The sequence below is a fragment of the Undibacterium sp. TJN25 genome, assembly GCF_049339885.1.
GTDB lineage: Bacteria > Pseudomonadota > Gammaproteobacteria > Burkholderiales > Burkholderiaceae_D > Undibacterium.
Genome location: NZ_JBMPPM010000004.1, coordinates 571,176 through 585,514 on the forward strand (window position 1 = coordinate 571,176; position 14,339 = coordinate 585,514).

General features: G+C 57.4%; 12 protein-coding genes. 3 read left to right on the forward strand and 9 right to left on the reverse strand.

The annotated features are described in order from the left end of the window. Positions 1–110 precede the first annotated feature (110 nt). From ACO0LO_RS12700 to ACO0LO_RS12740, 9 genes are all read right to left on the reverse strand, one after another. Complete coding sequence (locus tag ACO0LO_RS12700) at positions 111–707, reverse strand: methyltransferase domain-containing protein (protein ID WP_422964585.1); 597 nt, start codon at positions 705–707, stop codon at positions 111–113. Positions 708–721: 14 nt separating this feature from the next. After that, complete coding sequence (gene ubiB / locus ACO0LO_RS12705; protein WP_422964586.1) at positions 722–2,281, reverse strand: ubiquinone biosynthesis regulatory protein kinase UbiB; 1,560 nt, start codon at positions 2,279–2,281, stop codon at positions 722–724. Beyond that, positions 2,281–2,859, reverse strand: coding sequence for a ubiquinone biosynthesis accessory factor UbiJ (locus ACO0LO_RS12710; RefSeq protein WP_422964587.1), 579 nt, complete (start codon positions 2,857–2,859; stop codon positions 2,281–2,283). The genes ubiB and ACO0LO_RS12710 overlap by 1 nt, the downstream gene beginning before the upstream one ends. A gap of 127 nt (positions 2,860–2,986) precedes the next feature. Then, positions 2,987–3,913, reverse strand: a complete 927-nt coding sequence (locus ACO0LO_RS12715) for a Tim44 domain-containing protein (protein ID WP_422964588.1) — start codon at positions 3,911–3,913, stop codon at positions 2,987–2,989. 46 nt (positions 3,914–3,959) lie between these two features. After that, positions 3,960–4,694: a bifunctional demethylmenaquinone methyltransferase/2-methoxy-6-polyprenyl-1,4-benzoquinol methylase UbiE gene (gene ubiE / locus ACO0LO_RS12720; RefSeq protein ID WP_422964589.1), complete on the reverse strand. Its 735-nt coding sequence runs from the start codon at positions 4,692–4,694 to the stop codon at positions 3,960–3,962. Between the two features lie 161 nt (positions 4,695–4,855). Beyond that, complete coding sequence (locus ACO0LO_RS12725; protein ID WP_422964590.1) at positions 4,856–5,287, reverse strand: gamma-butyrobetaine hydroxylase-like domain-containing protein; 432 nt, start codon at positions 5,285–5,287, stop codon at positions 4,856–4,858. Positions 5,288–5,298: 11 nt separating this feature from the next. Beyond that, on the reverse strand, positions 5,299–5,727 hold the full coding sequence (locus ACO0LO_RS12730) for an HIT family protein (RefSeq protein WP_422964715.1): 429 nt from the start codon (positions 5,725–5,727) through the stop codon (positions 5,299–5,301). Positions 5,728–5,729: 2 nt separating this feature from the next. Beyond that, positions 5,730–9,719 (reverse strand): DUF3683 domain-containing protein, encoded by a 3,990-nt coding sequence (locus tag ACO0LO_RS12735; RefSeq protein ID WP_422964591.1) that lies wholly within the window; start codon positions 9,717–9,719, stop codon positions 5,730–5,732. A 418-nt stretch (positions 9,720–10,137) separates the two neighbouring features. After that, positions 10,138–10,629 (reverse strand): YqaA family protein, encoded by a 492-nt coding sequence (locus tag ACO0LO_RS12740; protein ID WP_422964592.1) that lies wholly within the window; start codon positions 10,627–10,629, stop codon positions 10,138–10,140. A gap of 123 nt (positions 10,630–10,752) precedes the next feature. Between ACO0LO_RS12740 and ilvA the strand changes: the two genes are divergently transcribed. The 3 genes from ilvA (at position 10,753) to ACO0LO_RS12755 (ending at position 14,116) form a co-directional block, all read left to right on the forward strand. After that, entirely contained in the window at positions 10,753–12,288 is a 1,536-nt protein-coding gene (gene ilvA, locus ACO0LO_RS12745) for a threonine ammonia-lyase, biosynthetic (protein ID WP_422964593.1), read from the forward strand. A 315-nt stretch (positions 12,289–12,603) separates the two neighbouring features. Further along, complete coding sequence (gene queF / locus ACO0LO_RS12750; protein WP_422964594.1) at positions 12,604–13,464, forward strand: NADPH-dependent 7-cyano-7-deazaguanine reductase QueF; 861 nt, start codon at positions 12,604–12,606, stop codon at positions 13,462–13,464. 49 nt (positions 13,465–13,513) lie between these two features. Next, positions 13,514–14,116, forward strand: a complete 603-nt coding sequence (locus tag ACO0LO_RS12755; RefSeq protein ID WP_422964595.1) for a hypothetical protein — start codon at positions 13,514–13,516, stop codon at positions 14,114–14,116. The last annotated feature ends 223 nt before the right edge of the window (positions 14,117–14,339 follow it).

Sequence of the window (14,339 nt, forward strand, 5' to 3'; positions counted from 1 at the left end):
CGGCCTGGATATCCCGGCTCGCAATAAAAAAACCCGCAACATTTTGCTGCGGGCAATTATAAAGCCAAGCAATTGCAGGCAGATGCGAATAAATCGATTCTGCCGCCAAATTAGCGCCTGCGCCACACTTTCCAGCGCTCTTTACCCTGAAATGCAGGAATCGAATCCGCTACTGCCGCATCTTCGAGCAATTCAAACGCAGGCAGCAGCAACTCGTCCAACTCCTGCTCGGCAATGCCGAATGGCGGACCTTTCGGAGAATTATCAAAAAAGAAATAACCGGCGAGCAGGCCGCCGGAGGGCAGCAATTCTGCCCAGTGCGCAGCGATGGCCGGCCGCATCTTTGGCGGCAAGGCACACAGGAAGGCGCGCTCATAGATCATGTCCAGGCTATGCGCAGGCCTGAAACTGAAAAAATCGGCCTCCACGATGCGCTCCGCCCATTTGCCGGCAGCGGCTTTGGCGGTTGCCACTGCGGCGGCGGAAAAATCGATGGCAGTCACATCCCAGCCGGATTCGGAAAGAAACACCGCCTCGTAGGCGGCGCCGCAACCCGGGATCAACGTCACCAAGGGCCGCGATGCCTGCCTCGCAAACTCCTGCAACGCCTGCGGCACGCCGCCCTTGTCCCAAGGTGTGAAGGCACGCTGGAAGCGTTCATCCCAGAAATTGCTGGCGGTAGGGTCGCGGGTATCGAACGGTTCCATGGCTTTGCCCCTTGCTACATGTAGTACAGATGAAGCAGCAACTGCGCTACCAGTGCGCCGGCGATCATGCCGCCGCCGAAGTAGATGACGATGCGCAGCAGCCGGTTGGTGGTCCTCTGCTCGGCCAGCAGGCTGGCCAACACTGCCGTATCTTGCCGAGGTTCACTGGCCAGCGTTAATGCCTGATGCGCCAGCCGCGGCAACTGCGGGAAGATATGGCTATAGCGCGGCGCTTCGGCCTTCAGTTTTTCCAGCAAACCGCGCCAGCCGACCTGGTCGCTCATCCAGCGCTCCAGGTAAGGTTTGGCGGTTTTCCACAAGTCCAGGTTGGGATCCAGCTGCCGGCCCAGTCCCTCGATATTCAACAGGGTCTTTTGCAGCAGCACCAGTTGCGGCTGCACCTCTACGTTGAAGCGGCGCGAGGTCTGGAACAGACGCAGCAGCACCTGGCCGAATGAAATGTCTTTCAATGGCCGGTCGAAGATGGGTTCGCAACAGGCGCGCACGGCGGATTCCAGTTCATCGACGCGGGTTTCCTTCGGCGCCCAGCCGGATTCAATGTGGGCCTCCGCCACCCGCTTGTAGTCGCGGCGGAAGAAGGCCAGGAAGTTTTGCGACAGGTAATCCTTGTCGAAATCAGTCAGCGTGCCGACAATGCCGAAATCCAGTGCAATGTAGCGGCCGAAGGTTTCCTTGTCGGTAGACACCAGGATATTCCCCGGATGCATGTCGGCGTGGAAAAAACCGTCACGGAACACCTGCGTGAAAAAAATCTCGACGCCATCGCGCGACAGCTTTTCCATGTCTACGCCTGCATCCAGCAGCCTGCTGCGCTGTGAAATCGGAATTCCATTCATGCGCTCCATGACGATCACTGAAGAAGAGCAATAATCCCAGTACATTTCCGGCACCAGCAGCAGCTTGGAGTCGGCAAAGTTGCGGCGCAGCTGGCTGCCATTGGCGGCTTCGCGCATCAGGTCCAGTTCGTCATGCAGGTATTTGTCGAATTCACCGACCACTTCGCGCGGCTTCAGCCGTTTGCCGTCGGCCCACAGTTTTTCCAGCCAGCCGGCGGCAACGTGCATCAGCGCCACGTCCTTGTCTATCGATGCCTTCATGCCGGGACGCAGCACCTTGACGGCAACCTTGCGGCCGTCTTTCAGTACAGCGAAATGCACCTGCGCAATCGATGCGGACGCGACCGGAATGCGTTCAAATTCAGCAAACAGCTGTTCTGGATGTGCGCCCAAGGATTTGGTAATCTGCGCAATGGCCAGGTCGGGATCAAATGGCGGCACCCTGTCCTGCAGCTTGGACAGCTCGTCGACGATATCTTCCGGCAGCAGGTCGCGCCGCGTCGATAGCACCTGGCCGAACTTCACAAACACCGGGCCCAGGTCTTCCAACGCCTTGCGCAAGCGCACGCCGCGTGGCGCGGAAATGTCCCGCCAGAAGATCAGCTTGTCGATCAGTTTTGCCAGGCGCGGCACGGCCAGCCCGGAGATGGCGATTTCATCAATGCCGTACAGGATCACGATACGGATGATTTTCAACAAACGCAAAAATTTAAGCACTAGCGCAGCCTTTCCAGTTTTTCGATGCGCTTGGTCAAACGCTCTACATCGTCACGAATCCTGCTTACCTCATTGCCAAGTGCAGCCACTGCGGCGGGCCTCACCAGCATAGGCTGCTCTTCCAGGAAGTATTCCGCCAGGTTTTCCTGCAGCTTCTGATGGGTTTCCCGCGCGGCCTGGGCGACAGACTTTGCGCCGGCGACCATGCGTACCGCGGCAATATCACCGAACAACTTGCCCAGGTCTTCTTCAGCTTCCCAGCGCAACGACTGGCTTAGCTGTGAAATCGTATTGGCAAAATCAGCATCGCCATCCACCTTGACATAGGAAAAGGCGCGTTCGCGGTTTTGTGCGATCAGCGGCAAATCGCTGAGCCGAATACTGATTTTGACATTCGACGCCGCATCCGCCGAAGCGCCCTCCACCATGCCGTCGGCACTGACTTTCAGCCTTACCGCAAATAATTCAAGGTCTATATGCGCCAGCTTGCCGGCATGCTGGCGCAGCTTGTCCCTGGCCCAGGCTTCGGGTGCCAGCAGGTGGTTGATGACGGAAGTGATAGCTAAATGTGGAATCATAGGCGCTTAAATAAAAACCGCCCATGCTTGCATGGGCGGTCTCAAGTTTAACAGCTTATCGACAGCTGGGGCTGCTGAAAGGCAATCAGGATCATACAGGAGCAGCCATTACAGTAAGCGGCAGGCGCTACGACAGCTGCTGTATACCCGCCAGCACCCAGCCGCCTTGTCCATTCAGCGGCTTGGACAAGTTCCACACCTCATTGAAAGGCTCGACAGGCGCATTTGCAGCTTCCTTGATCATGCCGGAGAACCTAATGCTGGCAAGATGGTCGTTACCCACCTGCTCCAGGCCCAGCAATTCGGCATCAATGGAAACGACATCGGTGACATTGGCGCTGGCGCCGCGCTCCTGTATCTGCAGCTTGATTTCGGCATACATTTCCGGCGTGGTGAATTCGCGGATATCGTTGATGTCGGCCCTGTCCCAGGCTGCCTGCAGGCGAATGAAATACGTTTTTGCGTTGCGCAGGAAGGCGGGCACGTCGAAATCGGCCGGCACGCCCCACGGTCCGGCTGCCGCCGGGGCAGCGAGTTCGGGCGCCTGGTAAGCGTAGGCCTGCGGCTCAATACGCGAGCCTATTTCCGGCACCGCGGAGGAAGATCCGGCATAGACCGGCTGCTGATACTGGGCTGAAGGATAGGACGGCACCGCAGCCACAGGGCTGTTTTTGCGGAACATGCGCACAATAAACATGACCACAACAGCCAGCAGCGCCAGCGTCGCGATGGAGCCCAGCATGCTGCTCAAGGCACCGCCGAACCCCATGCTGGAAAACATCGCACCCAGCAACGCGCCACCGATCAGGCCACCGACTATGCCTTTCCATGGACTGGCCGGACGCGGCGGCACCGGTGCATTAGGGCTTGCCGCTGGAGCAGCGGGCGCCGGCGCGGGCCTGGCCGCATTGGACGGAGGGCTAGCCTGGCGTGACACATTGCTGGACTGGCGGCCTATGGAACCGCCGCCGCCCAGACGCCTTGCATCGGCATCGGACACGGTCACCGCCAGCGCGCTGGCGACAACCATCATTGCTATAAAGAATTTTTTCATGATTTACCGCCCTGGCCTGCATCCATCAATGATGAGCGGCAGGCGCTTAAAGTTTAATACCGGTGTGTAAAGCGGCCACACCTGCCGTCAGATTGTAATATTGCACGCGCTCCAGGCCCGCCTCCTGCATCATGCCCTTCAGCGTTTCCTGGTCGGGATGCATGCGAATTGATTCGGCCAGGTAACGATAGCTTTCGGAGTCGTTGGCAATACGCTGCCCCAGCCACGGCAATACGGAAAACGAATACACGTCATAGGGTTTTTGCAGCACAGCCGGCACCTTGGAAAACTCCAGCACCAGCAACTTACCACCCGGCTTCAGCACCCTGCGCATTTCCGCCAGCGCCTGGTCCTTATGCGTCATGTTACGCAGGCCGAAGGCGACCGTCACCCGGTCGAAGTAGTTGTCCTGGAAAGGCAGTTTCTCAGCATCACACAGTAAGGTGGGGGTAATCAGGCCCTTATTCAATAGGCGGTCGCGCCCTACCCTGAGCATGGATTCGTTGATGTCTGTATGCCATACCTCGCCGGAAGAACCTGCCTGCTTGACGAATTCCTTCGCCAGGTCGCCGGTGCCGCCGGCAATGTCGAGCACTTTGAAACCCGGGCGGACAGCGGCCTGGGCGATCGTGAATATCTTCCACGCCCGGTGCAGGCCGGCTGACATCAGGTCATTCATGACATCGTATTTAGCGGCTACCGAATGAAAAACCTCGGCAACCTTATGTACTTTTTCGTCTTCTTCTACGGTCGTATAACCGAAATGGGTCGTATTGGTCATGATTTTCGCCTATGGAATGCGGGCATTATCCCAGATTTTCCATCAAAACACGCCGGATATGCGTGTGCTGGACCGCTTAGCGGCCGCTATATGCCGTTAGGGGGCGCCCGCGCGCTGGCTTGACGGCCAGTTGTGCCGGGCGCAGGCTTTGATGACAGGCGCTAGTGCTGGTGTCCGCAGCCGCTGGCTTGTTGCACCATAGGAGTGTCCCGTCCTGCTTCCCGGTCAAAACCGGCGGCTTCCAGCCGGTTCAGGTAGTCCAGCCACAGGCTGGGCTGGTTCTCACCCAGCCAGTACAGGTATTCCCAGGTATAGATCCCGCTATTGTGCGCATCGGAAAAATGCGGCTGCACCGCATAGTGGCCCACCGGTTCCAGCGCAGTCAGCGTGATGTCGCGTTTGCCGGTCTGCAGCGTTTCCTGCCCGGGACCGTGGCCACGCACTTCGGCGGAAGGGGAATAGACACGCAGCAGTTCAAACGGCAACGAAAATTGCGCGCCGTCATCAAACGTGACCTCAACAACGCGCGACTGCGTGCGTACCGTCAACGCGGTGGGAATAGGCGCCGGAGCGCTTTGTTTGGAGCCTGTCATGATGTTCTCGTTTATTGGTTCGCCTGTGCCTGCAGCCGCCTTGCCAGCTCGGCGCGCAAGGCCGGCAGCAGTGTCCGCCGCGCCGACACGTCGGCGATGTCAGTATGCGCCGCAGCCCACACAGGATGAGGAAAATGCGCGTCGTCCTGATAGCGTGGAATTACATGCCAGTGCAGGTGCGGCACCATATTGCCAAAGCTGGCCAGATTGATTTTGTGCGGCAGCATCACAGCGCGGATTGCCTCTTCCACCGCCCATACTGCCTGCATGATCTCCGCGCGCTGCACAGCCGGCAGGTCCGTCATTTCCTTCACGTGACCGTTCCAGATCACGCGGCAAAAGCCGGGGTAGTTGCTGTCATCCACCAGGATTACGCGCCAGCGCTCGCTGGAAAACACCACATCTCCCAGCGCGGCATCACACAGTTCGCAGCCGTCCATCATTACACCAGCACCCGTTCTATGCCGCCATTGTTGGCGCGCGCCACATAATCCGGCATCCAGTTTTCACCCAAGATGTGTTTCGCCATCTCAACCACGATGTAGTCAGCCTGCGTACTGTTGTCGTCGTTATAGCGCGACAGGCCCTGCAGGCATGCCGGGCAGGACGTCAGTACCTTGACCTCGCCGGTGAAACCGTCGGCGCGCAGCTTGTCGGCGCCCTTGGTCATTTCTTCTTCCTTGCGGAAACGGATCTGCGTCGATATATCCGGACGCGACGCAGCCAGTGTGCCGGCTTCGCCGCAGCAGCGGTCGTTCTTCTCAACCTTCTGGCCGTCCACTGTCGTGATCAGCGCGTTCACCGTCTTCAGCGGGTCCTGCAATTTCATCGGGCTGTGGCAAGGGTCGTGGTACATATAGCGAGTGCCGCTGACGCCGGCCAGCTTGACGTCTTTTTCCAGCAGGTATTCATGGATGTCGATGATGCGGCAGCCGGGGAATATCTTGTCAAACTCATAGCCCTGAATCTGGTCGTAGCAGGTGCCACAGGACACCACTACGGTCTTGATGTCCAGGTAATTGAGCGTATTGGCCATCCTGTGGAACAGTACGCGATTGTCGGTGATGATCTTCTCCGCCTTGTCGAACTCGCCGGCACTGCGTTGCGGATAACCGCAGCACAGGTAACCCGGCGGCAGCACCGTTTGCACACCGACATTCCACAGCATCGCCTGCGTCGCCAAGCCGACCTGCGAAAACAGGCGCTCGGAACCGCAGCCGGGGAAGTAGAACACGGCTTCGGTATCAGCTGTGGTCGTCTTCGGATCGCGGATGATAGGCACCATCTTGTCGTCTTCAATATCCAGCAAGGCACGCGCGGTTTTCTTCGGCAGGTTGCCCGGCATCTTCTTGTTGATGAAGTGGATTACCTGCTCCTTGATGGGCGCCTTGCCCACCGACGCCGGAGGCGCCTTGGTCTGTTTCTTTGCAAACTTCTTCAGCAGGTCGTGGCCCATGCGCTGCGCCTTGAACACGATACCCGTCATGACCTGGCGGGTCGCATTGATTGTCGCCGGGTCGGTCGCATTGAGGAAAAACATTGCGCCGGCCGTGCCAGGGTTGAATGATTTCTTGCCCATCTTGCGTAGCAGGTTGCGCATGTTCATCGACACGTCGCCGAAATCGATATCGACAGGGCAAGGCGTCAGGCATTTATGGCAAACCGTGCAGTGGTCAGCCACATCCTCAAACTCCTCCCAATGTTTGATCGATACACCGCGCCGCGTCTGCTCTTCATACAGAAAGGCCTCCACCAGCAGCGATGTCGCCAGGATTTTATTGCGCGGTGAATACAGCAGGTTGGCGCGCGGCACGTGAGTCGCGCAGACCGGTTTGCATTTGCCGCAGCGCAGGCAATCCTTGACGCTGTTGGCAATCGCCCCGATGTCGCTCTGCTGCATGATCAGCGACTCGTGGCCCATCAGGCCAAAGGATGGCGTATACGCATTCCTCAGGTCGGCGGCAAAATCGGGCAGGTTCAGCAGCTTGCCCTTGTTGAAACGGCCTTCCGGATCGATACGCAATTTGTAATCGCGGAAATCCTTGATCTCCTCTTCCGTCAGGAACTCCAGCTTGGTGATGCCGATGCCGTGTTCGCCGGAAATGACGCCATCCAGCGAACGCGCCAGTACCATGATGCGGGCAACCGCGGTATGCGCCACCTGCAGCATGTCGTAATCGTCGGAATTGACCGGGATATTGGTATGCACATTGCCATCGCCCGCATGCATGTGCAGAGCAACGAATACGCGGCTGCGCAATACCTTCTTATGGATCGCCGTGCACTCGTCCAGTATCAGCCGGAACGCAGCGCCATTGAACATCTGGCGCAGGTGCGCGCGCACTTCGGTCTTCCATGACACCCGTACGGTACGATCCTGCACGATGCTGAATACGGTAGCATCCGGCTGTTTCTGCAGGCGCTCGTCAAATACGAACTCCAGTTTGTCCAGGCCCAGCGCCAGCAATTCTGCCTTGGCCTCGGCCAGGGGCTTATCCAGTTGGTCCAGCAGATAAGTCCAGCGCGCGCGGGTCAGGTCCAGCAGTTCGGCGGCATGGCTGACGCGGTCTTCCAGCATCTCGGCGGCGGGAATGTCGTCTCCGTCAGCGTCTTCACTCTTGCCCAGCGGCAGATTGCCCTTGGCAAAAAATGCGGACAACTGGTCCAGCAGCGCCAGCTTGTTCTGTATCGACAGTTCGATGTTGATGCGTTCTATGCCGTCCGTGTATTCACCCATGCGGTTCAGCGGGATCACGACGTCTTCATTGATCTTGAACGCATTCGTGTGCTTGGAAATCGCGGCCGTCTTGGCGCGGTCCAGCCAGAATTTTTTGCGCGCTTCCGGGCTGACGGCGACAAAACCTTCGCCGACGCGGGTATTGGCAATGCGGATCACTTCCGATGCAGCCTGCGCCACGGCGTTTTCATCGTCGCCAACGATGTCGCCAAACAGCGCCATCTTGGGCAGCACGCCGCGCTTGGATTTGGTCGTATAACCGACAGCGCGCAAGTAACGCTCATCCAGATGTTCAAGGCCGGCCAGAATCGCGCCGCCCTTGCGGGTTTCCGCATCAAGAAAATCCTTGATCTCGACTATCGACGGTATGGCATCGCGCGCCTGGCCGAAAAATTCCAGGCAGACTGTACGCGTATGCTTGGGCATCTTGTGCAAAATCCAGCGCGCCGATGTAATCAGGCCGTCGCAGCCTTCTTTCTGGATACCCGGCAAACCCGCGAGAAATTTATCCGTCACGTCCTTGCCCAGGCCTTCCTTGCGGAATACCCGGCCCTTGATGTCCAGCTGCTCGGTTCTGAACGACACCTTTTCGCCAGGGTGCGTCCATTCCAGCCTGAATTTGGCTACCTCCACATCATGGATCTTGCCGAGGTTATGCTCCAGCCGCGTCACTTCCAGCCAGTCGCCGTTCGGATCCACCATGCGCCATGAAGCCAGGTTGTCCAGCGCAGTCCCCCACAGCACAGCCTTCTTGCCGCCGGCATTCATCGCGACGTTGCCGCCTATGCACGAGGCCTCGGCAGAGGTCGGGTCCACCGCAAAGACAAAACCGGCCTTGTCTGCCGCATCCGATACGCGCTTGGTCACCACGCCGGCACCGGAATAGATCGTCGCATAAGGCTGGCTCAATCCTGGCAGTACCGTCATTTCGACTTCGCCCAGCTGTTCCAGCTTCTCGGTGTTGATCACGGCCGACATTGGCGTCAGCGGGATCGCGCCGCCGGTGTAGCCGGTGCCGCCGCCGCGCGGGATGATGGTCAGCCCCAACTCGATACAGCATTTGACCAGACCGGCCATTTCATCTTCGGTATCCGGCGTCAGTACAACGAAAGGATACTCAACGCGCCAATCGGTGGCATCGGTCACGTGAGACACGCGCGACAGGCCGTCGAACTTGATATTGTCCTTGGCCGTATGCTTTGCCAGCTTGCGGTTGGCCAGCTTGCGCAAGTCGTAGGTCTGGCGGAACTCTTCGGCAAAATCGGCGACCGCTTTCCTCGCAGCCTGCAGCAGTGCCTCTACGCTGGCACTGCGGGCCTGCGATTCTTCCGGGTTTGCGTCTGCCTCGTCGGACGTAATGCGGCGTTTTTCCACTTCATGCAGGCGGTGGTTCAGCGCATCGATCAGGTCCTGCCGGCGCTTCGGGTTGTCCAGCATGTCGTCCTGCAGGTAGGGATTGCGCCTGACGACCCAGATATCTCCCAGCACTTCATACAGCATGCGCGCAGAGCGGCCGGTCTGGCGTTTTCCGCGTAGCGTATCCAGCAACTGCCAGGATTCTTCGCCCAGCAGGCGGATAACAATTTCACGGTCGGAAAAGGACGTGTAGTTATACGGAATTTCCCTGACGCGGGTGGGTACGGCGCCATGCGGCGCATCTGCGAGTAGAGCCTGAATTTGTGCTGGAGCGTTCATCAGTAGGTTTGTGGTCTTTGAAGCGGCTGGGGTTCCTGGCGTCCGAAGTTCTTACCCCCCATCGCTGCTGCACAGTCCTGCATGAAAACTGCAATTCTACTGGCGGGGAGAAAGGGACCTCCGGCAAACTGCTGGGGCACCTCTAAAAGATTCATTCTAGCGTATTGCGATGCACCACGCCGTAACAGCCTTACACTTTTTACGGCATAAATAGGGGAAAAAGCCTGTTTTACCTGAGATTATTCGGCGGCAGGTCATTTGCGCTTTTCGTGAATTTCAAGGAGTATGCGATTAACCCTGGGCTATTTCCTGAGGGAAATGGCGCAATAAATTTACGATACTCCTGCCAGTATATGAAAAATCCCTGTGCAAGTGGCTTGAAGTGGTATTTAATTTACCATTCCGCAAGAGAAACCACTTAACCGAGCATTTCGGCGACCTTGCGCCAGAATCCATCCGGCACCGCCAGCAGCAGGTAAGTCATCGCAAGATACCGCAGGCATTTGCCGATTGCCATATACATCACGCTAGGCCAGAACGGCAGTTTCAGCCAGCCGGCCAGCGTGCAGATAGGATCGCCGATCACGGGCAGCCAGGCCAGCAGCATGGTCTTGGCGCCGAAGCGGCGCAGCCAGCGGAACCATGCCGCTTCCTGCTCCGCTGCAAACACCCGCTTGGCGCCGTAACCCATCCAGTAATCGACGATGCCGCCCAGCGTGTTGCCGATGGTGGCTACCAGGATCACCTGCCAGAACAGCGCCGGGTTGGCTCTGATGACGGCAAATACCGCCGGCTCCGAGCCCAGCGGCAGCAAGGTGGCCGAAATAAAGCTGATCAGGAAGACCGACGTCAGGCCGACCTTGGGCAAGGCCAGCACACCCAATAACCAATGTACTGCAGTTTCTATCATGCTGTATTGCCACTGTGTAAAATGCATCCATTATAATGAGCGGGCAACGTTTATATTCCACTATCGCCGACTCGCAGTTTTTTATTGCCCTATATTGCAAATTTGCAATCCAAAATTCATTTTATGACGACCGACTATCTTAAAAAAATCTTGACCGCCCGCGTCTATGACGTCGCTTTTGAAACGCCGCTGGAGCATGCGCCCAGCCTGTCGGCGCGCATGGAGAACCGGATTTATTTCAAGCGCGAGGACATGCAGAGCGTGTTCAGCTTCAAGCTGCGCGGAGCATACAACAAGATTGCGCATCTGAGCCCGGCCCAATTGAAGCGCGGCGTCATTTGCGCATCGGCCGGCAACCATGCACAGGGCGTGGCGCTCTGCGCCGCCAGAATGAATTGCAAGGCCATCATCGTCATGCCGACCACGACACCGCCGGTCAAGATTGATGCGGTCAGGACGCATGGCGGCGACAATGTGGAAATCGTGCTGCACGGCGAATCGTATACCGACGCCTACGACCACGCGATCAAGCTGGAACAAAAACACAAGCTGACCTTCGTCCATCCCTTCGACGATCCTGACGTAATCGCCGGCCAGGGCACGATAGGCATGGAAATCCTGCGCCAGCATTCAGAACCGATACATGCGATCTTTGTCGCCATCGGCGGCGGCGGCCTGATTTCTGGCGTAGCCGCCTATGTCAAGGCAGTGCGCCCCGATATCAAGATCATCGGCGTGCAAACCACGGATTCGGATGCGATGGCGCGCAGCATCAAGGCCGGCCGCCGCGTTACGCTGACAGACGTCGGCCTGTTCTCGGACGGCACTGCTGTCAAGCTGGTCGGCGAAGAGACCTTCCGCTTAACGAAACAATATGTAGATGAGATTATCCTGGTCGACACCGACGCCGTCTGCGCCGCCATCAAGGACGTGTTCCAGGATACCCGCAGCATCCTGGAACCGGCGGGGGCGCTGGCGGTGGCCGGCTGCAAGGCTTACATCGAACGCGCCAAGGCCGACAAGAAAAGCCTGAAGAACGAAACGATGGTCACTATCGCCTGCGGGGCCAACATGAACTTCGACCGGCTGCGCTTTGTGGCCGAGCGCGCGGAAGTCGGCGAAGCGCGCGAAGCGGTATTCGCCGTCACAATACCGGAAGAACGCGGCAGCTTCCGCCGCTTTTGCGAGCTGGTCGGTCCGCGCAATGTGACTGAATTCAACTACCGCATCAGCGATGAGAAGACAGCGCATATTTTCGTCGGCGTACAGGTTAGCAACCGTGAGGAATCGGGCAAGATCGCGAAGAATTTCGTCAAGCATGGCTTCCCCACGCTGGACTTGACCAACGACGAGCTCGCCAAGCTGCATATACGCCACCTGGTCGGCGGCAAAAGCGTGCTGGCGGAAAATGAATTGCTGTACCGCTTTGAATTCCCGGAGCGGCCGGGTGCGCTGATGCGTTTCCTGAACAGCATGGCGCCGAACTGGAATATCAGCCTGTTCCACTACCGTAACCATGGCGCCGATTATGGCCGCACGCTGGTGGGTTTGCAGGTGCCGAAAAAAGAAATGAAGGATTTCAAGGAATTCCTGAATTCGCTCGGCTACCGCTATTGGGACGAAAGCAGCAACCCAGCCTATCAATTGTTTCTGGGCTGAGCAGAACTGTAACAGTTTGCAATACTCGCCCTGCCCGGCGCGACGCGGGGCGAACATTCAGGGCCTGCAAGGGCCGCCATGAAACCTGTCGGCCTTTTCGCTGTCGCATGCATGTGAACAGATATTTGATAAAGTGCCGGGCTGGAAACGGCCCGTCTGTTTGGCTCCCTACAGTGGCCTGGACTGCTCGAATAGTATTGAGTACGTTAGCGCACGGTGCTGTGAACGCAAATTCGCAACAATGGAATCCGTCCAGGAACTTCAGGACTCTCAACGCCTGAGCGTTTTAGCACGCTAGGCAATTTAAAAAAAACGATGACTACAAGCTCAAACACCTCTGTGCCGCCAAGCACGCCGGAACTGTCCCAACTGGGAAAGCCTTCCACGTACAAAGCAGAGTACGACCCCAGCCTGCTATTCCCCATCTCCAGGGAAGGCAAACGCCAGGAAATCGGCATTACCGGCACCTTGCCTTTTTTCGGCCTCGACATCTGGAACGCCTATGAAGTGTCGTGGCTGAACCTGCGAGGAAAACCGCAAGTGGCGATTGCGTCGGTCAGCGTGCCGGCCGATTCGCCGAATATTGTCGAATCGAAGTCCTTCAAGCTATATCTGAACTCCTTCAACCAGACCCGCCTGGCAGGCACGGAAGCGCTGGTCAACCTGCTGCAGACCGACCTGTCCGCCGGCTTCGGCTCTGGCGTGCAGGTAACACTGACAACGCAGGAAAATTTCGGCAAGCTGGCAATGCAGGAAATGGACGGTCTACTGCTGGACCGCCTGGACATAGAGGTGGATTCCTATACGCCGGATCCCGCGCTGCTGAAAGCAGACCAGCAGGAAGCACCGGTAGAAGAAGTGCTGGTGTCGCATCTGCTGAAATCGAATTGCCTCGTCACCGGCCAGCCGGACTGGGGCAGCGTGCAGATACGCTATGTCGGCCCGCAGATAGACCAGGAAGGCCTGCTGCGCTACCTGATCGGTTTCCGCAACCACAATGAATTTCACGAGCAATGCGTGGAGCGCATCTTCAACGACATCATGCAGCACTGCAAACCGCAAAAACTGTCCGTCTACGCGCGCTATACCCGCCGCGGCGGCCTGGACATCAATCCGTGGCGCAGCAATTTTACGACTGCGCAGCGCCCATCCAACCACCGCAACGCGCGACAGTGAACGGAAACTGGACGGCACCGTATTTGGCGTCAGTAAAAAGAGCAAAAATATGTTTACTTTATCTGGAAGAAAAATATTACTGAAAGCAGCAAGCCTGGCGGCCCTCACGGCCGTCGCCATTGCCGGCATTTGCAGTCCGGCCATGGCGCAGCAAGCGGATGAGGAAATCAGCTTCTGGGAAAAAGGCAGCGAAAGGATAGGCGATATCGTCGACGAGGGCAGGCAGTCCATTCTGCTATCCGGCTATGCGCGCCATGGAAGGGGCACCTATTCCAGCGAGCGTCTGAAGGAATTGAACGAAGACGCCTGGGGCTTCGGGGTAGCCAAGACCCGCCGCAACGCCAAAGACAACGAAGAAATCGTCTATGCGCTAGGCATAGAAGACTCGCATTACAAACCGCAGCTGATGGCAGGGTATGCCTACCAATGGACCCGGCCGCTGAGCGGAAAATGGGAAATAGCCGGCGGCTATACAGCGATGTTCATGAGCCGTCAGGATTACTTCGGTGGAATGCCTTTCCCGATTGCGCTGCCTTTGGCATCCATAGGCACCCGGGATACCAAGCTGATGGCCTCTTACGTGCCGCGGCTGTCCAAAAACAAGGGTAATGGCGATGTGCTGTTGTTGTTTATGCGCTTCGATCTCCCTTAAAACCGTCATTTTCCCAAGTACCAGCAGACAAAAATGATGCATTTCCGCTGTTTTGATCATTTTTCCACGTCATATTGCCTGTTTATCAATAGATACTGTCCTTATTAGGCGGATAATGGCAGGCAATAACTTGTTCCCTGTAAACGCATTGGTATTAATTTCGTATTCATTTCATATTTATTGCGCAATTATTCGCATTTATTTAAAAGGTAGCCGGGATTAT

Bases quoted from the DNA above. Each gene is read 5' to 3' on its own strand.
- ubiE (WP_422964589.1), bottom strand. From the start codon at position 4,694: ATGACCAATACGACCCATTTCGGTTATACGACCGTAGAAGAAGACGAA.
- ACO0LO_RS12700 (WP_422964585.1), bottom strand. From the start codon at position 707: ATGGAACCGTTCGATACCCGCGACCCTACCGCCAGCAATTTCTGGGAT.
- ACO0LO_RS12730 (WP_422964715.1), bottom strand. From the start codon at position 5,727: ATGGACGGCTGCGAACTGTGTGATGCCGCGCTGGGAGATGTGGTGTTT.
- ACO0LO_RS12740 (WP_422964592.1), bottom strand. From the start codon at position 10,629: ATGATAGAAACTGCAGTACATTGGTTATTGGGTGTGCTGGCCTTGCCC.
- ACO0LO_RS12715 (WP_422964588.1), bottom strand. From the start codon at position 3,913: ATGAAAAAATTCTTTATAGCAATGATGGTTGTCGCCAGCGCGCTGGCG.
- ACO0LO_RS12710 (WP_422964587.1), bottom strand. From the start codon at position 2,859: ATGATTCCACATTTAGCTATCACTTCCGTCATCAACCACCTGCTGGCA.
- queF (WP_422964594.1), top strand. From the start codon at position 12,604: ATGACTACAAGCTCAAACACCTCTGTGCCGCCAAGCACGCCGGAACTG.
- ACO0LO_RS12735 (WP_422964591.1), bottom strand. From the start codon at position 9,719: ATGAACGCTCCAGCACAAATTCAGGCTCTACTCGCAGATGCGCCGCAT.
- ACO0LO_RS12725 (WP_422964590.1), bottom strand. From the start codon at position 5,287: ATGACAGGCTCCAAACAAAGCGCTCCGGCGCCTATTCCCACCGCGTTG.
- ACO0LO_RS12755 (WP_422964595.1), top strand. From the start codon at position 13,514: ATGTTTACTTTATCTGGAAGAAAAATATTACTGAAAGCAGCAAGCCTG.
- ilvA (WP_422964593.1), top strand. From the start codon at position 10,753: ATGACGACCGACTATCTTAAAAAAATCTTGACCGCCCGCGTCTATGAC.